Raw genomic sequence first — 22,188 nt, forward strand, 5'->3', positions numbered from 1 at the left:
CCGAGCGGCTGAAGGCAGCGGTCTTGAAAACCGCCGATGGGAAACCATCCGAGAGTTCGAATCTCTCCTCCTCCGCCATATTTCAGAAGAAACCAGCTACCAGGCTGGTTTTTTTTCGTCGGTAGTCTCCTCCCTGAGCGCTTTTCCGCCAGTGGCGGGAACTTTACACGCACAGAAACAGTCTATTCTCACTAACGCTGGCAATGAAGTTTGCTATAGTGATGGAAATCTTTGCTCTGACAGACGTCGCCGGAGAAGAGTGAAAGGCGGCTGACAGCCTGTTGATCTGCAAGGAATCTGTCAGAGACAATAACCCGTGCCCCTCAGAATTCATGGATTAGTTACAATGATTAAAAAATTAAGCTTGTGCACTCTCGCGGTGCTGGCGGCATTACCTGTAAGTCTGAACGCTCTGGCGGAAGAAAATGGTATGCAACTGGAACAGGTTTTAATGCTGAGCCGTCATAACCTGCGGGCGCCGCTGGCGAATGGAGGCAGTATTCTTGAGCAGTCTGCCAGCCGGAGCTGGCCGCAATGGGATGTTGCCGGTGGTGAACTGACCACCCGTGGCGGAGTGCTTGAAGCTTACATGGGGAAATATACCCATGACTGGCTGGCCAGGCAGGGAGTAATTGATAAAAACCAGTGTCCGAACCCGGCGTCAGTATTTGTTTATGCTAACAGCCTGCAGCGTACTGTAGCCACAGCACAATTCTTTGTCAGTGGTGCTTTCCCCGGGTGTGATATTGCCATTACCCATCAGGATGCAATGGGTACCATGGATCCGGTATTTAATCCGGTGATCACTAACGGCAGTGCTGAATTTAAAAAGGCGGCAATTGAAGCGATGGTCGCCGCTGAGAAACAGCAGCAGTCGCAATTGCAGGGCGCTTACAGCCAGCTGAATAAAGTGGCTGATTTCGCGAACGCTCCCCTGTGTAAAGGTAAAGAAAAATGCAGCCCGGGAAGTATGGCCAATACTTTCAGCATCGAAAAAGGCAAGGAACCTTCGGTTGACGGGCCATTGAAAATCGGCAACGCGCTGGTTGATGCGTTCACGTTACAGTATTACCAGGGATTCCCGGCTGATCAGGTGGCATGGGGACAAATTAAAACCCCGGATCAATGGAAAGCCTTGTCTGAAATAAAAAATGCCTACCAGGATATTCTGTTCACTACACCACCGGTTGCCCATGATGTTGCTGCGCCGCTGGTTGACTATATACGCAGTCAGCTGATTGACCAGGATAAATCCAGCGCGCCGGTATTCACCTTTATGGTCGGGCACGATTCGAATATCGCATCATTACTGGCAGATCTGAAAGTGAAGCCTTACCAGTTACCGGGCCAGTATGAACAGACGCCGATTGGCGGACAGCTGGTATTTGAACGCTGGCATGATAAAAACAACAACAAAGATCTGTTGAAAATCGAATACGTTTATCAGAGCACTCAGCAATTGCGAGATGCGGAGCCGCTGAGTCTGAGTCATCCGCCGCAACGGGTGACTTTACAACTGGAAGGTTGTCCGACGGACAGCAACGGATACTGTGCCTGGTCCGATTTCGCGACTGTGCTGAATACCGCACTGCAGGGAACGGCTATGCAACCGCATATGGCAACTACTGACACTCCTGCAGCTGCGGGCCCGCAGCCGAAGGATGGAGCCGTAACCACGGCAGCCGGGACGGCTGCTTCTGCGCAACCCGCGGCAGAGAAACCGGCGAAACGCAGCGAGCCGGCACCAGCCCAGCGGACGTCCACAGAAGCTACTCACGCCTCAGGGGCAGAGGCCGGACAATCCCGGTCGGGTCACAGTCAGGATAGTGGCGGAGAAAAGCACTGATTTCCGGTGCAGCAATATCAGTCATCTGCTGACCGTACAGTGATATAAAAAGGCAGCCCCGCAAATCAAATAATGCGGGGCTGCCTTTTTTATCCAGTGGTAAGAACTAAGAACAGGGGACTGACCCTGTTCTTAATCGGGCACTTATGCAGCTTTACGTTTTTGCACCTGCCAGCCGATAGCCAGCACAATAAACCATAATGGCGTTACCATCAGTGCCTGACGGGTATCCGGCTGTAAGGTTAATAGCACTAAGACAAAAGCAAAAAATAGCAGGCATACCCAGCTCATTACTTTCCCTGCCGGCATTTTAAACTCTGAAATATTATGTAGTTGCGGCCTTGTTTTGCGGTAAACAAGGTAACTGCATAAAATGATCGACCAGACGAACATAAATAAAATAGCGGAAACAGTCGTCACCAGAGTAAATACGGTCATGACATTAGGGATCAGATAAATCAGGGCGATTCCTGCCAGCAGGCAGAAGCATGAAAACAGCAGACCACTGACCGGGACGGAGCGTGCTGACAGACGGGCAAACCTGCGATGAGCAACCCCTTGTTCCGCCAGACCAAATAGCATCCGGCTGGTGGAAAAAATACCACTATTGGCGGATGACGCTGCGGAGGTAAGCACGACGAAGTTCACAATACCGGCAGCCGCAGGTAAACCTGTAAGCACAAACATTTCGACAAACGGGCTGCGTGAAGGAACGACCAGGTCCCAGGGCGTCACTGCCATAATGACTAACAGAGAACAGACGTAGAACATAATGATACGTAACGGGATAGCGTTAATTGCCCGTGGCAGAACCTTTTGCGGATCGCGGGTTTCGGCGGCAGTCGTCCCCACCAGCTCAATACCGACAAACGCGAATACGGCAATCTGAAATCCGGCAAAGAAACCGCTCAGACCTTTCGGGAAAAAGCCGCCGTGGGACCAGATATTACTGACAGCCGCCCGGGTACCGTCCGGTGCGCTGTAGTGAATACCGGTTAAAACAATTCCTGTGGCGATCAGCGCAATAATGGCGACTATTTTGATAATAGCAAACCAGAACTCCATTTCGCCGAACAGTTTTACAGTCGCAATATTCAGGACCAGGAAAACGGCAATACAGAGTATGGCGCTCATCCAGACAGAGAATCCCGGCATCCAGAACTGCAAATATGACGTAATAGCAACAATGTCAGCAATACCGGTGACAACCCAGCAAAACCAGTATGTCCAGCCAGTAAAATAACCGGCCCACGGGCCGAGTAAGTCCGCTGCAAAATCGCTAAAGGATTTATATTCCATATTTGACAGTAATAATTCGCCCATCGCCCGCATAACGAAAAACAGCATAAAGCCGATCAGCATATAGACGAAAATTATCGATGGTCCGGCAAGACTGATGGTTTTTCCGGATCCCATAAATAATCCGGTGCCGATAGCGCCACCAATCGCTATCAATTGTATATGGCGATTATTTAAATTACGCCGCAGTTTTTGCGGATCCTCACCGGTCACATTATCCTGAGGTTGATGTGTCATGTTTTTATTTCCTGTGATTGTTTTTTCAGCTCTGTTGGCTGTTTTGTTGTTATCTGTCCGGACGATAGTCAGTATTTCGTAGCCAGTAAATGGCAGCGCCCTGACGGGGCCTGTTTACCTTGTACCACACTCTCTGCAACCGGAGGAATAACCAGCGTAACCGGCCATGCTAAGTGATGATTTTTCACCCGGTATTTCTGAAGGACAAGGGCAGCGGAGCATCTATGGCCGGGTGATACAGGCAGCCATAACAAACAGCAGCAGGTCAGAAGAGGGGAATGTTTCCTGCCTCAGGGGAGACAGGAAAACAGACTATTATTGCAAATAGCCCGATTTAATCTGTTTCAGCGTGGTAATAAATAATTCGGTATCGGCGTCAGCATCCAGTGAAGCCAGATAACGCTCCATATTCAGGATCGCCTTACCGGCATCGACCTGGCCCATGGATTGCAAAATACAGGTTATCATCATCTTCAGACAGGTGACTTCACGGGATAATGCTTCAGGGGTTTTTTCTGTAGGAAATTCTACATAATTCATTGTTTCAGACTCCGTTAACCGGCAATACCTTGCCATAATGGCGTGGATTATAACAGAATCATGATGGGGGCATTAGCATTTTCCGCCTGACACAGAGGCCGGTATTGGCGGGGGAAGACCGGCGGGGAAATAACGGAAAACAGCGGATAGCCTGTATTTCTCGCGGGTATTATCCGGTAAAAGACAGAGAAGGTTCGGCAACTATTGCTATAATCAGAATTTGATAAGAGTCAAAAACGTAATGTCTCTCAACGGATCCCGGCGGCCTTTTATGTCAAACTGCCAGAAATAAACCCGGTTGTTTCTTCTCTCAATACAGTTGAATCTCAGCCCTGAAACAGTGAATAGTTACCGTTACCGTATGTTCAGTAAACTGAATATCAACGGCGATGCAGAGCTGACACCTCTTGCCATACGTCACGGGCTGATTAATACGGATTTGGTGATAAGCAGTGAATGATATTTTTGACCCTGCAGATTTTCTTCGGACAGTGACCCACCAGCCGGGTGTATACCGTATGTACGGTACCGGTGATGAAGTTATCTATGTAGGTAAAGCGAAAGACCTTAAAAAACGACTGAGCAGTTACTTCCGCGCTCAGGTCCCGGGCCGGAAAACAGAGGCTCTGGTGGCGCATATTGTGCATATTGATGTCACCGTGACTCACAGTGAAACGGAAGCCTTACTGCTTGAACACAACTACATTAAACTATACCAGCCCCGCTATAATGTCTTGCTGCGGGATGATAAATCTTATCCTTTCATCCTGCTCAGTAATGATAAGCATCCACGGCTTGCATCCCACCGTGGTGCCAGACAGGCGAAAGGTGAATATTTTGGTCCTTTTCCTAATGGCAGTGCAGTGCGCGAAACCCTGGCCATTTTGCAGAAAGTCTTTCCTATCCGGCAATGTGAGAACAATGTTTATCGCAACCGGTCGCGTCCCTGTCTGCAATATCAGATAGGTCGCTGTCTGGGGCCCTGTGTCAGCGGGCTGGTCACGGAACAGGAATATCAGCAACAGACCGAATACGTCCGTTTATTCCTCGCGGGGAAAGATGATCAGGTATTGAAATTACTGATCAGTCGCATGGAGCAGGCAAGTGCAGAGCTAAAATTCGAAGAAGCAGCCCGGCTCCGTGACCAGATTCAGGCGGTCAGACAGATCACCGAAAAACAATTTGTATCAAACCAGGGGGATGACCTGGATGCTATCAGTATTGCTTTCGATTCAGGGATGGCCTGTGTCCATGTCCTGTTTATCCGTCAGGGGAAAGTACTGGGCAGCCGGAGTTATTTCCCTAAAGTGCCACCGGGTACTGAGCTTGCAGAAGTTGTGCAGACGTTTGTCGGTCAGTTTTATCTGCAGGGCAGTGAAGTCCGTACGTTACCGGGTGATATTCTGCTCGATTTTACCTTGCCTGAAATTAGTGTGCTGAGTGAATCTTTGTCAGAAATGGCGGGGCGTAAAATCAGCCTGCAAAGCAAACCCCGTGGTGACAGAGCACGGTATCTTAAGCTCGCCAGAACGAATGCGGCGACAGCACTGACGTCAAGACTGGCACAGCAGTCAACGGTCCATCAGCGGCTGGCTGCACTGGCCAGCTATCTTAGTCTGCCCGCAATTCGACGGATGGAATGTTTTGATATCAGCCATACTATGGGTGAACAAACGGTTGCATCCTGTGTTGTCTTTGATACCAATGGCCCGCTGCGTGCCGAATACCGGCGTTATAATATTACCGGCATTACACCGGGGGATGATTATGCGGCAATGAATCAGGTACTGCAGCGGCGTTACAGTAAAGCACTCGAGGCAAGTAAAATTCCTGATGTTATTGTGATTGATGGTGGTAAGGGGCAACTGGCTCAGGCGAAAGATGTTTTTGCGGGGCTGGAAGTCGACTGGGACAAAAACCACCCGCTATTACTGGGCGTGGCAAAGGGCAGTGACCGTAAAGCCGGGCTGGAAACCTTATTTCTCGATGCAGAAGGCGAGGGGATGTCATTACCTCCTGACTCACCGGCACTGCATGTTATTCAGCATATCCGTGATGAATCTCATAACCATGCGATCTCCGGACACCGTCTGAAACGGGCGAAAGTAAAATCGGCCAGCAGCCTGGAAGGCATTGAAGGGATCGGACCTAAACGTCGCCAGCAGTTACTGAAATATATGGGGGGCTTGCAGCCATTAAAAAATGCCACTGTTGATGAAATTGCCAGGGTTCCCGGGATTTCTGTGGCTCTGGCGGAAAAAATATTCCATTCTCTCAAACACTAGCATTGAAACAGCAGGGGCAATGTAGCAACATAGAGGCTATCGCTACCGTATCCAGGCTGTCAGTCCCCTATGCAATTTAACATACCGACCTATCTCACGCTGTTCAGGGTTGTTTTAATTCCCTTTTTTGTACTGGCGTTTTACCTGCCTTTTAGCTGGGCGCCGGTCTGCTGTGCGTTATTGTTCGTCCTTGCGGCGATTACTGACTGGTTTGATGGTTTTCTGGCGCGGCGCTGGAAACAAACCACTGCTTTTGGTGCATTTCTCGACCCGGTAGCAGATAAAGTTATGGTGGCAATTGCACTGGTGCTGGTGGCTGAATATTTTCACTCCTGGTGGATTACATTACCGGCTGCAACCATGATTGCACGGGAAATTATTATTTCTGCGCTGCGTGAATGGATGGCTGAAATAGGAAAACGTAGCAGTGTGGCAGTTTCATGGATTGGCAAAGTAAAGACAACCGCACAGATGCTGGCATTAGTTGCCTTGCTGTGGCGGCCTAACAGCAGTGTCGAGCTTGCCGGTATTCTGGCACTGTATATAGCGGCGGCATTAACTTTCTGGTCGATGTTCCAGTACCTGAGTGCGGCCCGCAAAGACTTGCTCGATCAGTAAGCAATGCGATGAAAATGACAGCAAATGATTGCTGTCATTGAAAAAATGGTTGACTGGTCTGTCGTGCTTAGTAGAATACAGCACATCAAAAAATTGTCCGGATACAGCTTATACGCTTTATCAGCGATGGATAATATTGCGGGAATAGCTCAGTTGGTAGAGCACGACCTTGCCAAGGTCGGGGTCGCGAGTTCGAGTCTCGTTTCCCGCTCCAGATTCAGATTTGCGAAACGAGAGAGTATTTGCAAGTCGCAGAAAAAAGGACCTTCGGGTCCTTTTTTCGTTGCTATTTTCCCTCAGACAACCTTACCGTAATACCCGGACTATCGTGCCAAACGAAGCCGGGCTGATGTATGGTAATACTTTCCGCCAGGTACTGAATGATACGGCACAGCGTTTGCGTGATCGCCAGAATTCACCGGCAGGGCTGGTCAGGATTAACGCCCCGGACGCGATTCTGTTATCAAACAATGCGGAAACACTGGTCAACGCAGCCCTTAAGGGGGCTGATATTGTGTTAATGCCGGACTGGCAGGCAGGTGAACTGTTACGACAAAAACGGTTTATTCGACTATTACCGGAGTGGCAGGCCGGAGTCAGTCAGGAAAAAGCGTTATTGCCATGGTCTATCCCCGGGCGCGGTTTATCCCGCTGAATGTCCGTACCGTCAGTGACTTTCTTGCCGAAAAATTCGGGTCACCTCCGTACTGGTCATATGACTAAGGTATGCAGGTGACTGGCAGAGAAAGCGGGGCAGAAATGACCGGCAAAAAAAAGTCAGCGCCGATTTACGCTGACGATTCTATAGCAATGGAAAGCGGCAGGTCAGCCGGTCACTTTTTCAGACTGTAAGGTAAAGTCCTGATATAACCGGCGGGCCAGGCTGCTGACAGGGCCACAGGATAATGTTTTTTCTTCAATACGATTACAGTGCAATACTTTGCCATGGTTACCGGTACTGAAAATTTCGTCAGCGTTCAGTACATCTTCCGTTGTCAGTGTGACTTCTTCCACCGGAATACCTTCTGCGCGCAGCAGTTTAATCACCCGCTGGCGGGTAATTCCGTTCAGAAAGCTGCCATTAGGTAACGGGGTATACGCGGTACCCTGTTTAACAATCCAGAGATTTGCCGCAGCAAACTCGGCAATATTGCCTTCGGCATCCAGTACTACGGCAGTATTGAAGCCGCGCTGGTTAGCTTCACGGATAATACGCTGTGTATTCGGATACAGGCAGGAGGCTTTCGCTTCGGTAGGCGCCATGCTGGCATCCGGACGGCGATAAGGGCTGAAAGTCGCACTGAAACCGTTATCTTCCGGAAGCGCAGTTTCAAAAATATGCAGTGCGAAAGTTGTACTGTCCGGATCCGGTAACAGGAATCCGCCCGGTGAAAAGAACAGTACTTTAATATAATAATCGGTATCATGTGGCAGCTGAGTTAAGCCTTCACGGACTAAATCAGCAATATTTTCTGCAGAAATTTTAGGTGCCATTCCCATGGTAATAGCTGACTTTATCGCCCGCTGACAGTGGGCATCCAAATCCGGCAGATGGCCTTTAACGGAACGGGCACCATCGAACACTCCGGAGGCCATCCATAGTGCATGATCGGTTAAACCAATAACCGGTTTATCCTTGGTACTCCACTCCCCATCAAACCAGATGATTTCGCGACTATTCATTATTTATTTTCCAGATTGCCGATAGATTATTTACTATTGAAACGATGTTGTTCAGAAAACAGGAACAACAACAACGAATCCCAGCATAGCAAGAAAAAGTAGCCACTGAATAGTTTCTGCAGGGATGATTTTGATGCGATCTATTCCGGCCGTAGTGATGATCCTGCTCAGTACTTAAGGATCATTGATTAAATTAATGATCTGCTACTAATCCAATATAGTTGTCTGATAACTATCGTATTATTCCAGTTAATACTGATTTTTTCAGTGGCTGTATTTTTTGACATGAACAAATAATAACCATTCAGTCTCAGGGATGTGATTTGATGATTGCTATCAGCAGGTGATAGCGGCATAATGCGCCTCCCCGAAATTCATCGCCAGATGGAAATCTGTGGGTAACATTACAATCAGTGACCTGTTTCCCGAAATATTGCCCAGTATTAATGGTAATATTCCGTTTTCTGTGAACAGAGTTATCCACAATCGCCCATACAACATTCCTCATAACTTACCGACATCACGAACGGATATTGTCGTGTTTAATGCATTGATTTAATTATTTATAATTCAAATATCTTCCTGATGCAGTATTGGTCATATTTCGTCTGTACACCTTGAATCACCAAGCGTTTTTATTTTTATCCACAGAAAAATTTCCGGTCAGAAAATTCAGCACGATGTTATCTCAGGATCGGATAAAACCTCGCGGCGCAGGTAAAGTATGAAGTTGCAATATCTGCGGGTCAGCTCCATTTTGGACCGGGAGCATGATATGGTGGCTGCCTGTCGTTATCTCCCGTAAGAGGTGGCAAATGTCTGTTCAGGATCCCTGTTCCCCGTTATTACCTGAGGCTGTATGGCCTGTCGCTCACTTTCCCCGGCTTGAAAAATATTTATGTGAAACCGAGGGTATCAGCCCTTATACGCTGATGGAGCGTGCCGGGCAGGCTGCTTTTGCCAGAGCATGTCAGTTATGGCCAGAGGCCAGACACTGGCGGGTCCTGTGCGGTGGCGGTAATAACGGTGGCGATGGCTATATTATCGCCCGGCTGGCAAAACAGGCGGGATATCAGGTAACTCTGGTCGCCTGTGACTGGCAGAATGCGCCGCCGGAAGCTCACCGTGCACGGGAAAAGTGGCTTGAGTGTGGCGGAAAATGCACAGCTGCTGACGGTGAATGGCCCGGTGACGAGGATTTGATCATTGACGGGTTACTGGGAATAGGACTGAACCGGGCACCGCAAGAGCCTTATTGTCAGTTGATCCGTAAAACCTTACAACGATCTTGCCCGGTGCTGGCACTGGATATTCCGTCAGGGCTGATGGCTGATACGGGAGCCGTACCCGGAGAGGCGATCAAAGCGACAGTAACACTGAGTTTTATTGCCTTAAAAGCAGGTTTACTGACCGGTCAAGCCCGGGAATACTGCGGGAAGATCCTTGTGGATCCGCTGGGGCCATCCCTCAGTGAAATATATAGCGAGCCGCCGATCCGTCGTAAAGATACGGCAGATTTATCGGGCTGGATCCTCCCCCGCAATGCAACCGCACATAAAGGGAATAATGGCCGGCTATTACTGGCAGGGGGAGATGAGGGGACCGGCGGTGCTATAAGGCTGGCAGCAGAAGCCGCATTACGCAGTGGTGCCGGGTTGGTACGGGTACTGACCCATCCGCAACATGTGACCGCGTTACTGGCCGCTCGTCCGGAACTTATGGTGGCTGCGGTGTCAGAACAACGATTACAGGAAAGTATCGACTGGGCCGATATAGTGGTGACCGGTCCCGGCCTTGGCCAGAGAGACTGGGGACGCCGAATCCTTGCTCAGGTAAAAAAAAGTAAAAAAGACACACTTTGGGATGCGGATGCCCTTAACCTTCTGGCAATCGACCCCGATACACGTCAGAATCGCATCCTGACCCCTCATCCGGGGGAAGCTGCCAGGTTGTTAGGTACATCGGTTCAGGTTGTGGAGAGTAACCGGCTGCAGGCGGCACATAAGCTGGTACAGCGTTATGGCGGAGTAGTGGTGCTTAAAGGTGCCGGTACTGTGATAGCGTCTGAAAGCGGAGCGACGGTGATTGCTGATGTGGGCAATCCGGGGATGGCTAGCGGAGGAATGGGCGATGTACTGAGCGGTATCATTGCTGCACTTGCCGGACAGAAACTCTCTCTCTATGATGCAGCCTGCGCAGGCGTTGTTGCCCATGGCGGTGCTGCCGATCTTGTTGCCCGTGAGTATGGTATGCGGGGTATGTTAGCCAGCGATTTATTTTATCCGCTCAGGCGATTAGTTAATCCGGAAATGAATCTGAAATAAGAATGAAAACCTCTGTAATCTCTTTACCCGACGAATCAGCTACCCTCCGATTAGGTGCTGCCCTGGCACTTGCCAGCCAGCGTGCCACGGTCATTTACCTGTATGGTGATTTGGGGGCAGGAAAAACCACCTTTAGCCGTGGTTTTATTCAGGCACTTGGGCATCAGGGTAATGTAAAAAGTCCGACTTATACGCTGGTTGAGCCCTATACCCTTGGTGATCGTGCAATATATCATTTCGATTTATACCGGCTGGCTGATCCGGAAGAACTGGAGTTTATGGGGATCCGTGATTATTTTTCCGGGGATGCCATCTGTCTGGTGGAATGGCCGCAGCGCGGAAACGGTTTCTTACCTGACCCTGACCTGACGGTAACGATGAGCTACGTCAGTGATGCCCGTCAGGCAGAAATTGTTGCCGAAAGCCCGTATGGTGAAACGCTGCTGAGCATACTGACCGCGGACGGGAAAGAGATATGACACGGCGGTTTTTTAGCCGTTACCGGCTGTTTCTGTGGATGATATTGCTGCTCCCGGGGCTTTCTGTCGCGGCGAGCTTGTCCAATATTGGTGTCCGGAACGGCGACTCACTGACGACAGTGACCCTGCATTTTAGCGGTAAACCTGCCTATTCATGGTTTTCTCTGCACAATCCTGAACGAGTCGTGATGGATATTCGTCAGACCGGGAAAATTAATGGCCTGCCGCTGAACTTCAGTGGTGAAAATATTGTAAAACGCATTCGTACCAGTCAACCGGCGGATAATCAGAGTTTCCGGCTGGTGTTCGAACTGACTCAGCCGGCCAGCACTGTCACCCGGCTAACACAACAAGGTGATCAGTATCAGGTCATTTTTTCTTTACGCGGGCGACAAACGGCCAAAGCAGCGCCGGTCAGTCCGGTGACCCCGCAGGTGGTGCAGCCACCGGCCAGTCAGGCAGTTGCGACGACGGTGAGTCAACCGCAGCGTAACGAGCAGGTCATCATTGCTATTGATGCAGGCCATGGCGGACAGGACCCGGGCGCTATCGGCCAGAATGGCCTGAAAGAGAAAAATGTCACTATTTCTATTGCCCGTAAATTACAGAAACTGCTGAATGCTAACCGGATGTTCAAGGCCGTTATGACCCGTAACGGGGATTACTACGTATCAGTAATGGGCCGTTCGGAAGTGGCACGTAAAGAAAACGCCAATCTGCTGTTGTCTGTCCATGCGGATTCAGCACCCAGCCATACAGCCAGTGGTGCTTCGGTCTGGGTACTTTCAAACCGGCGGGCAAATTCTGAAATGGCAGGCTGGCTGGAAAAAACAGAGAAGCAATCTGAGTTATTAGGCGGTGCCGGTGATCTGCTGGCAAGCAATAAAGCTGACCCCTATTTTAGCCAGGCAGTACTGGACCTGCAGTTTGGGCACTCGCAGCGGGTAGGGTATGACGTGGCCGTCAAAGTGATTCAGCAACTGCGGGTGGTCACCCCGATGCATAAACGTTTACCAGAGCATGCCAGTCTCGGTGTGTTACGGTCACCGGATATACCGTCGTTACTGGTTGAAACCGGATTCATCAGTAACCGTCAGGAAGAACGTTTACTGGGCAGCAGTGCTTATCAGGATAAAATAGCGAAAGCTATCTATCACGGGCTGTATAACTATTTTAAAATCCATCCGCTGCAAAGTATTCCGCAGAAAGAGAATAAAGCCATTGCGGTGAGTTCCGCGGGAAATCTTAGCAAGGGAACGACACACATCCATATTGTGCAGCGGGGAGAAACCCTGTCAGGGATCGCTCAGCGCTATGGTGTCACCCCGGGTTCACTGGTAGCGCTAAATAAACTGAAAAAAGAAGGCGTCTGGACAGGACAACGTCTGAAGATCGCTGTGGCCGGAAAAAGTGTACCGGTAGCCAGAAAAGCGTCGATGATTAAGCATAAGGTCGTCAAAGGTGATTCATTAAGCAGTATTGCTGCGCGCTACGGCGTCAGTGGTAAAACTATTATGCAACAAAATAATATGCGCTCAGAAAATGTAATGCTGGGCCAGACTCTGACTATTTCTCAGCCATAAATTATCCGGAAACGGAGGCTGTTGATAAGCTATTTCTGCGGGGATCGGCTATGGCTATACAGATATTACCACCTCAGCTGGCTAACCAGATAGCTGCCGGAGAGGTGGTAGAGCGTCCGGCATCAGTGGTGAAAGAGCTGGTGGAAAATAGTCTGGATGCCGGGGCGACGAAAATTGATATCGGGATAGAAAAAGGCGGAGCTAAGCGTATTTCTATCCGGGACAATGGCGCGGGTATTGCTAAAGATGAACTGGCGATGGCCCTGGCCCGTCATGCCACCAGTAAGATTACCAGTCTGGATGACCTTGAAGCCATTATGAGTCTCGGCTTCCGGGGAGAGGCGCTGGCCAGTATCAGTTCGGTGTCGCGGCTGATACTGACGTCACGCACCGCAGAACAGAGCGGCGCATGGCAGGCCTATGCCGAAGGCCGTGATATGGCAGTAACACTGAAACCCGCTGCGCACCCTTGCGGTACTACCCTGGAAGTCTTAGACCTGTTTTATAATACGCCCGCCCGGCGTAAGTTTTTACGTACCGAAAAAACCGAATTTACCCACATCGACGAAATTATTCGCCGGATTGCGCTGGTACGTTTTGACGTGGAACTGTCCCTTAGCCATAACGGTAAAATGGTGCGTCAGTACCGGATTGCCAATGACCAGCGTCAGCGTGAGCGTCGTTTAGGGGCTATTTGCGGGACAACTTTTGTTGAGCATGCCCTGTACCTTGAGTGGCAACATGGTTCGCTGAATCTGAACGGATGGGTGGCTGAACCTCAGGGCGCACGGCAGATCACTGACGTGCAGTATTGTTACGTGAACGGTCGTATGATGCGCGATAAGTTGATCAACCACGCTATCCGCCAGGCATATCAGGACAAGCTGGGGGATGATCAGCAGCCGGCTTATGTGCTTTATTTGCAAATTGATCCCCACCAGGTTGATGTTAATGTACATCCGGCCAAGCATGAAGTGCGTTTTCATCAGTCACGTCTGGTACATGATTTTATTTACCAGGGCGTTCTCAGTGCTTTACAGAGTGCAGCACAACGGGATCCGCTGACAGAGTCGCAACATAATCCCCCTTCAGCCAGCCACACGCCGGAGAATCGTCGTTCTGCCGGAACGAACCGTTTCTCCTCACCACCTGAGACGGAGCGACACCCGGAGAGGGATACCCGCAGCAGTGAACCGCCTGCCCGCCAGAGCCGCAGTGGTGGCAGCACTGCCACCAGCAGGCCTGCGAGGGAAACTTTTGCTGGCGAAGGGTATCAGGCGAAACAGGGAGAGGCCTACCAGCGTATGTTATCGGCTGCTCGTGAGCCGCTGGCGACCGGTATATCAGCTCCCGGGCCAGTAGCCACAGACTCACCACTGGAGGCCCATCAGCAGAGCTTTGGCCGGGTGCTTACGGTGCTGCGCCAGTCGTATGCCGTGACGGAAAACGCTCAGGGCCTGAGGATCATTTCCCTGACAGTCGCAGCACGCTGGCTGATCCGTGCGCAATTACAACCGGACGGGGAGCCGCTGCGTACTCAGCCATTACTGATCCCCGTACGCCTGAAAGCAGGGAAGCAGGAACTCCGGGCCCTGACAACCCACATCGACAGCCTGCAATATCTGGGAATGGATTTTGCGACAGATGCGCAGCATGTGACCTTACGTGGTGTGCCTTTACCATTACGAACACAAAATTTACAAAACTTGATTCCGGAACTGTTAGGCTATCTTGCCCTGCAGTCAGAGGTCGGTGCAGAGCAACTCGCCCAGTGGCTGGCGTCACGTTGCCACACTGTTCACTCGGAATGGAATCACTCACAGGCTATTGCCTTACTGGCAGATCTGGAGAGGCTGACACCGTCGCTGGTTTCAGCACCTCCGGCAGGCTTATTGCAGGCAGTAGATTTAGATAATGTCTTTGAAGCGTTGAAAAATGAGTGAAATAAACCAGGCCAGCCGGCCGAAGGCGATATTTTTAATGGGGCCGACAGCCTCCGGAAAAACGGCACAGGCCATTGCATTGCGCCAGAAGCTGCCGGTGGAAATTATCAGTGTCGATTCTGCGTTGATCTATAAAGGGATGGATATCGGTACCGCAAAACCTTCGGCAGAAGAACTGGCCCTGGCGCCGCACCGGTTGCTGGATATCCGGGATCCTGCTGAAGCATATTCAGCGGCAGATTTCTGTCGTGATGCGCTGAAAGAAATGGATGATATTGTAAGAGACGGGCGTATTCCGTTGCTTGTTGGCGGAACGATGCTCTATTTCAAAGCGTTACTTGAGGGATTGTCACCGTTGCCTGCGGCAAACCCTGAAGTCCGCAAACAGCTGGAAGACAGAGCGAAAAATGAGGGATGGGAGTCCCTGCATCGTGATTTATGTCAGATAGATCCTGAAGCGGGTCTGCGTATTCATCCGAATGATCCGCAGAGACTCTCAAGGGCACTGGAAGTTTTCCTGATTTCGGGTAAAACTTTAACTGAGCTGACAAAAATTTCTGGTGAAACGTTACCCTACGATGTGATGCAGTTCGCTATTGCGCCTGCAACCCGGGAATTATTGCATGAGCGCATTGCGTTACGTTTTCAGCAGATGCTGGCGTCGGGCTTTGAGGCTGAAGCACGGGAATTATTTGCACGAGGTGATCTGCATACGGATATGCCGTCAATTCGCTGTGTGGGCTATCGCCAGATGTGGGCATTTTTATCGGGTGAAACAGATTACGATGAAATGGTTTTTCGCGGAATCTGTGCCACACGACAGCTGGCAAAACGGCAGATGACCTGGTTACGTGGCTGGCAAAATGTTCACTGGCTTGACAGTGATCAACCCGCATTGGCACAAGATGCGATTATGCAGGTAGTTAGTGCTAACATTCGGTGATTGTGTACAATTGATTCGTTACCGTGCGCAAAATTTTTCGCAATTTTTACACTGTTGGTTCTGAAATAATAAACAACAAGCATATAAGGAAAAGATAGAATGGCTAAAGGGCAATCATTACAAGACCCGTTTTTGAACGCGTTGCGTCGCGAACGTGTACCGGTTTCGATTTATCTGGTGAATGGCATTAAATTGCAAGGTCAGATCGAGTCATTTGATCAGTTTGTCATTCTGTTAAAAAATACCGTTAGTCAGATGGTCTATAAGCACGCGATTTCTACCGTGGTGCCTTCTCGTCCTGTGTCTCATCACACCAATGCTCCGGCAGGTGTTAGCAACTATCATAATAACGGGACAGCACCGACACAGTCACAACAAGACGGTGACAGCGCAGAGTAATTAGTCACTCGCATGCCAGGGCTGGCAACAATTTAGTGTTTCCCGTCCTGGTCTTTTTTAAAGAGAGGTTTTCGCTTGTTTGAGCGTTATGATGCCGGCGAGCAGGCCGTACTGGTCCATATCTGGTTTTCACAGGACCGGGACGTGGAGGATTTAGAAGAATTTGAAACACTGGTTTCTTCTTCAGGTGTTGAATCACTCCAGGTCGTGACCGGAAGCCGTAAAGCTCCCCATCCCAAATACTTCGTTGGTGAAGGCAAAGCGGCAGAAATTGCCGAAACAGTGAAAGCGACCGGTGCGTCGGTAGTACTGTTTGATCATGCACTGTCACCAGCCCAGGAACGTAACCTGGAAAGTTTATGTCAATGCCGGGTGGTCGATCGTACCGGACTTATTCTGGATATCTTTGCACAACGGGCCCGTACTCACGAAGGTAAATTGCAGGTTGAGCTTGCCCAGCTACGTCATCTGGCAACCCGCCTGGTACGGGGCTGGACACACCTTGAACGTCAGAAGGGCGGAATAGGACTGCGTGGCCCGGGGGAAACCCAGCTGGAGACTGACCGTCGTTTACTGCGTAATCGTATCAGCCTGATATTATCGCGCCTGTCACGGGTAGAGAAGCAGCGCGAACAGGGGCGCCAGGCACGTGCAAAAGCTGACGTACCCACGGTTTCGCTGGTGGGATATACCAATGCCGGGAAATCAACACTGTTTAATGCGGTGACTTCCGCAGAGGTGTATGCGGCAGACCAGTTATTTGCCACCCTTGACCCGACACTGCGCCGGTTACAGGTTGCTGATGTCGGTGAAGTTGTGCTGGCCGATACCGTCGGATTTATCCGCCATTTGCCTCATGATTTGGTGGCTGCGTTTAAAGCCACATTACAGGAAACCCGGCAGGCTTCTTTACTGATGCATGTTATTGATGCCGCCGATTTACGGGTCAGCGAAAATATTGATGCGGTCAATGACGTACTGGCCGAAATTGAAGCAGATGAAATTCCGGCATTACTGGTGATGAATAAAATCGATATGCTGGACGATTTTGAGCCGCGTATTGATCGTAATGAAGAGAATATGCCGGTACGGGTGTGGTTATCTGCCCGCAGTGGTGTCGGACTGCCGTTACTCTGGCAGGCCTTGTCTGAACGGCTGGCTGGTGAAATTGCCAGCTATCAGCTGCGACTGCCACCGGAAGCCGGTAAGTTACGCAGCCGCTTCTATCAGCTGCATGCGATAGAAAAAGAGTGGAATGAAGAAGACGGCAGTACCGGAATACAGATCCGTATGCCAATTGTTGACTGGCGGCGCCTGTGCAAGCAGGAGCCCTCAGTCATTGATTATATTGTCTGATTTTTAGCAATACCTGAATAATAGTATCTCAACATCGGATACCACCGCACTTACGTTAAATTATCACCGCACTACTATAAATGGAGTATAAGCATGGCGTGGAATCAGCCCGGTAATAACGGACAGGACCGCGACCCGTGGGGAAGCAGCAATAATAAAGGCGGCAACTCCGGGGGAAATCGTGGGGGTCGTGATCAGGGCCCTCCTGATTTGGACGACATTTTCCGAAAACTCAGCAGTAAACTGGGGAAATTTGGTGGAGGAAAATCAGAAGGCGATGGTCCGTCCACCGGAAAAATTGCAGGCATTGTTGCGGTAGTTGTGGTGGCGGTCTGGGCCGCCAGCGGATTTTACACCATTGGCGAAGCTGAACGCGGGGTCGTCACCCGTTTCGGGCAGTTCAGCCATCTGGTAGGTCCCGGGCTGAACTGGAAACCGACATTTATTGATAATGTCCGTCCGGTCAACGTAGAAGCCGTTCGGGAACTGGCGACCTCCGGAGTAATGCTGACTTCCGATGAAAACGTAGTGCGGGTGGAAATGAACGTTCAGTACCGGGTCACGGATCCCGAACGTTACCTGTATTCGGTAACCAATGCTGATGACAGTCTGCGTCAGGCGACTGACAGTGCATTACGCGGTGTGATTGGTCGTTCAACCATGGATCGTGTGCTGACGGAAGGACGTACTGTCGTGCGTAGCGAAACTCAGCGTGAGATTGAAGATACTATTCGCCCTTACAATATGGGTATCAGTGTGCTGGATGTTAACTTCCAGGCTGCCCGTCCGCCTGAAGAAGTAAAAGCGGCATTTGATGATGCAATCGCTGCGCGTGAAAATCGTGAACAATATGTTCGTGAGGCTGAAGCCTATGCGAATGAAGTACAGCCACGGGCTAACGGCCAGGCTCAGCGTATTCTTGAGGAAGCACGTGCTTATAAAGAACGTACTGTGCTGGAAGCTCAGGGTGAAGTCGCCCGTTTCGCCGAGATTTTACCGGAATATAAAGCCGCGCCACAGATCACCAAAGAACGTTTGTATCTGGACACTATGGAACGGGTTATGTCCCAGACCCGTAAAGTTATCGTCAATGACAAAAGTAATAACCTGATGGTTATGCCGCTGGATCAGCTATTGAAAGGCGGCACTGCTGCAGTGACCCGGGAAAAAGCAGTCGCCCCGATGACACCGCTTAAACCGTCATCGGTTTCCTCTTCTGAAGTCAGCATGCGTCGTAATACCTCAGGCTTTTCGCCGGAAAGTGTTATGGATCAGCGACGGGCGAATGCGCTGCGCAATGATGGCCAGCGTGATGGAGGAGATGAATAATGCGTAAGTCTGTAATTGTAGTGGCTGTGATTGTGGTGGTGTTATTGTTCACCTCAATGTTCGTTATCCCGGAAGGACAACGCGGTATCGTGGTTCGTTTCGGTAAAGTGTTACGTGACAGCGAGAATAAACCGCTGGTGTATACGCCGGGTCTGCATTTCAAAGTGCCTTTCTTTGAGACCGTAAAAACACTGGATGCACGTATCCAGACCATGGATAACCAGGCCGACCGTTTTGTGACCAAAGAGAAAAAAGATCTGATCGTTGATTCATACATTAAATGGCGGATCAGTGATTTCAGTCGTTACTATCTGGCGACCGGTGGCGGAGATATCTCCCAGGCTGAGTTATTACTGAAACGTAAGTTCAGTGACCGTCTGCGTTCTGAAATCGGCCGGCTGGATGTGCGTGATATCGTTACCGATTCACGTGGCCGCCTGACGACGGATGTACGGGATGCCCTGAATACCGGCAGTGCCGGCAGTGACGACGATGTGCAAACCCCGGCCGCAGATGATGCCATTGCCAGCGCGGCGGCAAGGGTAGAGAAGGAGACTCAGGGGAAAGTGGCTGCGGTAAATCCAAACAGTATGGCCGCACTGGGGATTGATGTTGTTGATGTTCGTATCAAACAGATCAACCTGCCTGCTGAAGTGTCAGGGGCTATTTATAATCGTATGCGTGCGGAACGTGAATCTGTTGCCCGTAGTCAGCGTTCTCAGGGACAGGAAGAGGCTGAAAAGCTGCGCGCTCAGGCTGACTATCAGGTCACTAAGACTCTGGCTGAAGCACAACGCCAGGCTCTGATTACCCGTGGTGAAGGGGATGCAGAAGCCGCAAAACTGTTTGCAGATGCTTTCAGTAAAGATCCTGATTTTTATGCCTTTATCAGAAGTCTGACCGCTTATGAAAACAGCTTCCGTGGCAATAAAGACGTGATTGTAATGAGCCCGGACAATGATTTCTTACGTTTTATGAAATCACCGTCAACCGCTGCAAGTCACTGATTTTACTGTTTTACACTGACAGGCCGGCGTTTGCCGGCCTTTTCTATTGGACCGCAAGATGAATACAACAATCTGGATGGCGTTAGCGCTGGTATTGGTTCTGGAAGGCCTCGGGCCGATGCTCTATCCCGGAGGCTGGCGTAAATTTATTGCCGCGATGGTAAAACTGCCTGATAACGTATTACGACGTTTCGGTGGCGGACTGGTGGTCGCGGGAATCGTGATCTATTATATGGTCAGTCGCTGAAGTCTGCGGGTTTTACGATACTGAATAAAATCACCGCAAAAAAAGTACGCAACCGTATGCTAAAAATGCTGAAAGAGACTATTTCAGATGGTAGAATCCTTTTTTAAGCAATCGGTGGTTTTGGAAAATGGGTAAGAACGTCGTCGTACTTGGCACCCAATGGGGTGACGAAGGCAAAGGTAAAATCGTAGATCTTCTGACTGAACGTGCGAAATATGTTGTTCGCTATCAGGGTGGCCACAATGCCGGTCACACACTGGTCATCAACGGTGAAAAAACCGTCCTCCACTTAATTCCATCAGGTATCCTGCGCGATAACGTTACCAGCATTATTGGTAATGGCGTGGTTTTGTCTCCTGAAGCATTGATGAAAGAGATGAAAGGCCTGGAAGATCGCGGTATACCGGTACGCGAACGTCTGCTGTTATCTGAAGCTTGTCCGTTAATTCTGCAATATCATGTGGCGATGGATCTGGCTCGCGAAAAAGCGCGCGGCGATAAAGCCATCGGGACTACCGGACGTGGTATTGGCCCTGCTTATGAAGATAAAGTGGCCCGCCGCGGTTTACGTGTAGGTGACCTGTTTGATAAAGAAACGTTCGCCGTTAAGCTGAAAGAAATTGTTGAATATTACAACTTCCAGCTGGTCCATTATTACAAAGCCGAACCGGTTGAATACCAGAAAGTCCTCGATGATGTTCTGGCGATCGCCGACATTCTGACCGGCATGGTGGTGGACGTTTCTGAATTACTGGATAACGCCCGTAAACGCGGTGATCTGGTTATGTTTGAAGGTGCTCAGGGGACATTGCTGGATATCGATCACGGTACTTATCCGTATGTGACTTCATCGAATACCACCGCCGGGGGTGTTGCGACCGGTTCAGGTCTGGGCCCGCGTTATGTTGATTATGTGCTGGGTATCGTGAAAGCCTATTCAACCCGTGTCGGTGCGGGTCCGTTCCCGACCGAACTGTTTGATGAAACGGGTGAGTTCCTGGGACAGAAAGGTAATGAGTTTGGTGCCACCACCGGCCGCCGTCGTCGTACTGGCTGGCTGGATGCAGTCGCAGTGCGCCGTGCGGTGCAAATCAACTCCCTGTCAGGTTTCTGTCTGACTAAGCTGGATGTACTGGATGGTCTGGAAACCGTTAAGATCTGTGTCGGTTACCGGATGCCGGATGGTCGTGAAGTGACGACGACTCCGCTGGCAGCAGAAGGCTGGGAAGGTATTGAGCCAATTTATGAAACAATGCCTGGCTGGAGCGAAACAACTTTCGGCGTTAAAACACCGGAAGGATTGCCGAAAGCTGCCCATGACTATATTAAACGTATTGAAGAACTGACCGGCGTACCGGTGGATATTATTTCAACCGGTCCTGACCGTAGTGAAACGATGATTTTGCGCGACCCGTTTGATGCTTAATCATACTCAGGCCGGAATTATTCCGGCCTTTGTCTTTCCTGCCAGCGTTTTCCTTTCCTCCTGTTTTCTGATCCGGTTCATTGGTTGTTTAAATAATTCTCCGGCATCCTGAACTCTGGTTTATTATCAATATACAGAGGTTCCTTTTGCTTAATCACTGCGCCATTTTTATCCGGCGAACACGATGAGGAAACAGTGCAGCTAACCAGCTTTACAGATTACGGTCTTCGGGCGTTGATTTTTATGGCAACCTTACCGGAGCAGCAGATGACAAGTATCACTGAAGTGACGGATGTCTATGGCGTTTCGCGACACCATATGGTTAAAATTATTAACCAGTTAAGCCGCGAGGGCTTTGTTCAGACCAGTCGCGGAAAGCATGGTGGTATTCGTCTTGGCATGCCTGCACAAGCGATTAATCTCGGTGAAGTAGTACGAAAGTTAGAACCTTTACAGCTAGTGAATTGTGATGAGTGTGCTATTACCCCGGCCTGCCGCCTGAAAGCAGCGTTACATAGTGCAATGGAACAATTTCTGAAAGAACTGGATAACTATACGCTTGCGGATATCGTTCAAAATAACGACAACTTATATAAAATTTTTATCACGGATGCCGCTGTGGTAAATACACATTCATGACATTG

19 protein-coding genes, 1 tRNA gene and 1 pseudogene are annotated in these 22,188 nt (G+C 50.1%); 18 read left to right on the forward strand and 3 right to left on the reverse strand.

All coding sequences use genetic code 11. The features are described 5' to 3' along the window. Positions 1-346 precede the first annotated feature (346 nt). Complete coding sequence (gene agp / locus JK198_RS02845) at positions 347-1,846, forward strand: bifunctional glucose-1-phosphatase/inositol phosphatase (protein WP_212706654.1); 1,500 nt, start codon at positions 347-349, stop codon at positions 1,844-1,846. 144 nt (positions 1,847-1,990) lie between these two features. Here agp and cycA read toward each other — a convergent pair whose 3' ends face one another. Beyond that, positions 1,991-3,382: a D-serine/D-alanine/glycine transporter gene (cycA, locus tag JK198_RS02850; RefSeq protein ID WP_212710991.1), complete on the reverse strand. Its 1,392-nt coding sequence runs from the start codon at positions 3,380-3,382 to the stop codon at positions 1,991-1,993. Between the two features lie 315 nt (positions 3,383-3,697). Then, entirely contained in the window at positions 3,698-3,922 is a 225-nt protein-coding gene (locus JK198_RS02855; protein WP_212710992.1) for a DUF2594 family protein, read from the reverse strand. Between the two features lie 307 nt (positions 3,923-4,229). Here JK198_RS02855 and JK198_RS02860 point away from each other — a divergent pair. From JK198_RS02860 to JK198_RS02880, 5 genes and pseudogenes are all read left to right on the forward strand, one after another. Next, positions 4,230-4,382, forward strand: a pseudogene (locus JK198_RS02860) (LuxR C-terminal-related transcriptional regulator); the annotation flags it as partial. Further along, positions 4,375-6,207 carry an excinuclease ABC subunit UvrC gene (gene uvrC / locus JK198_RS02865; protein WP_212706650.1) on the forward strand — a complete coding sequence of 611 codons (1,833 nt, stop codon included), beginning with the start codon at positions 4,375-4,377 and terminating at the stop codon, positions 6,205-6,207. The pseudogene JK198_RS02860 and the gene uvrC, both read left to right, overlap by 8 nt. Positions 6,208-6,276: 69 nt before the next feature. Beyond that, on the forward strand, positions 6,277-6,825 hold the full coding sequence (pgsA, locus tag JK198_RS02870) for a CDP-diacylglycerol--glycerol-3-phosphate 3-phosphatidyltransferase (RefSeq protein ID WP_212706649.1): 549 nt from the start codon (positions 6,277-6,279) through the stop codon (positions 6,823-6,825). A 138-nt stretch (positions 6,826-6,963) separates the two neighbouring features. After that, positions 6,964-7,039, forward strand: a tRNA-Gly gene (locus JK198_RS02875). A 114-nt stretch (positions 7,040-7,153) separates the two neighbouring features. Next, positions 7,154-7,480, forward strand: a complete 327-nt coding sequence (locus tag JK198_RS02880; RefSeq protein WP_212707127.1) for a hypothetical protein — start codon at positions 7,154-7,156, stop codon at positions 7,478-7,480. A 170-nt stretch (positions 7,481-7,650) separates the two neighbouring features. Here the strand turns inward: JK198_RS02880 and JK198_RS02885 are convergent, their stop codons facing one another. Continuing rightward, positions 7,651-8,508, reverse strand: coding sequence for a branched-chain amino acid aminotransferase (locus tag JK198_RS02885; RefSeq protein ID WP_212707126.1), 858 nt, complete (start codon positions 8,506-8,508; stop codon positions 7,651-7,653). An 815-nt stretch (positions 8,509-9,323) separates the two neighbouring features. Between JK198_RS02885 and nnr the strand changes: the two genes are divergently transcribed. From nnr to nsrR, 12 genes are all read left to right on the forward strand, one after another. Continuing rightward, positions 9,324-10,832 (forward strand): bifunctional ADP-dependent NAD(P)H-hydrate dehydratase/NAD(P)H-hydrate epimerase, encoded by a 1,509-nt coding sequence (nnr, locus tag JK198_RS02890; protein ID WP_212707125.1) that lies wholly within the window; start codon positions 9,324-9,326, stop codon positions 10,830-10,832. A gap of 2 nt (positions 10,833-10,834) precedes the next feature. Continuing rightward, positions 10,835-11,311, forward strand: a complete 477-nt coding sequence (gene tsaE / locus JK198_RS02895) for a tRNA (adenosine(37)-N6)-threonylcarbamoyltransferase complex ATPase subunit type 1 TsaE (RefSeq protein ID WP_212707124.1) — start codon at positions 10,835-10,837, stop codon at positions 11,309-11,311. A gap of 38 nt (positions 11,312-11,349) precedes the next feature. Next, positions 11,350-12,894: an N-acetylmuramoyl-L-alanine amidase gene (locus tag JK198_RS02900; RefSeq protein ID WP_249213246.1), complete on the forward strand. Its 1,545-nt coding sequence runs from the start codon at positions 11,350-11,352 to the stop codon at positions 12,892-12,894. A 50-nt stretch (positions 12,895-12,944) separates the two neighbouring features. Then, positions 12,945-14,837 carry a DNA mismatch repair endonuclease MutL gene (gene mutL / locus JK198_RS02905; RefSeq protein ID WP_212710169.1) on the forward strand — a complete coding sequence of 631 codons (1,893 nt, stop codon included), beginning with the start codon at positions 12,945-12,947 and terminating at the stop codon, positions 14,835-14,837. Beyond that, a complete protein-coding gene (gene miaA / locus JK198_RS02910) occupies positions 14,830-15,780 on the forward strand; it encodes a tRNA (adenosine(37)-N6)-dimethylallyltransferase MiaA (protein ID WP_212707121.1) in 951 nt (316 codons plus the stop codon). Before mutL ends, miaA begins: the two co-directional genes overlap by 8 nt. 99 nt (positions 15,781-15,879) lie before the next feature. Then, positions 15,880-16,179 carry an RNA chaperone Hfq gene (gene hfq / locus JK198_RS02915; RefSeq protein ID WP_212710170.1) on the forward strand — a complete coding sequence of 100 codons (300 nt, stop codon included), beginning with the start codon at positions 15,880-15,882 and terminating at the stop codon, positions 16,177-16,179. 75 nt (positions 16,180-16,254) lie between these two features. Beyond that, complete coding sequence (gene hflX, locus JK198_RS02920) at positions 16,255-17,535, forward strand: ribosome rescue GTPase HflX (RefSeq protein ID WP_212710171.1); 1,281 nt, start codon at positions 16,255-16,257, stop codon at positions 17,533-17,535. A gap of 93 nt (positions 17,536-17,628) precedes the next feature. After that, positions 17,629-18,864, forward strand: coding sequence for an FtsH protease activity modulator HflK (gene hflK / locus JK198_RS02925; RefSeq protein ID WP_212707118.1), 1,236 nt, complete (start codon positions 17,629-17,631; stop codon positions 18,862-18,864). Continuing rightward, entirely contained in the window at positions 18,864-19,871 is a 1,008-nt protein-coding gene (gene hflC / locus JK198_RS02930; RefSeq protein ID WP_212707117.1) for a protease modulator HflC, read from the forward strand. The genes hflK and hflC overlap by 1 nt, the downstream gene beginning before the upstream one ends. A 58-nt stretch (positions 19,872-19,929) precedes the next feature. After that, entirely contained in the window at positions 19,930-20,118 is a 189-nt protein-coding gene (locus JK198_RS02935; protein WP_212707116.1) for a DUF2065 domain-containing protein, read from the forward strand. A 127-nt stretch (positions 20,119-20,245) separates the two neighbouring features. Next, positions 20,246-21,544, forward strand: a complete 1,299-nt coding sequence (locus tag JK198_RS02940) for an adenylosuccinate synthase (protein WP_212707115.1) — start codon at positions 20,246-20,248, stop codon at positions 21,542-21,544. 195 nt (positions 21,545-21,739) lie between these two features. Continuing rightward, positions 21,740-22,183, forward strand: a complete 444-nt coding sequence (gene nsrR, locus JK198_RS02945) for a nitric oxide-sensing transcriptional repressor NsrR (protein WP_212707114.1) — start codon at positions 21,740-21,742, stop codon at positions 22,181-22,183. The last annotated feature ends 5 nt before the right edge of the window (positions 22,184-22,188 follow it).

It is taken from the genome of Tatumella sp. JGM91 (genome assembly GCF_018257575.1).
GTDB classification, from domain to species: Bacteria; Pseudomonadota; Gammaproteobacteria; order Enterobacterales; family Enterobacteriaceae; genus Tatumella; species Tatumella punctata.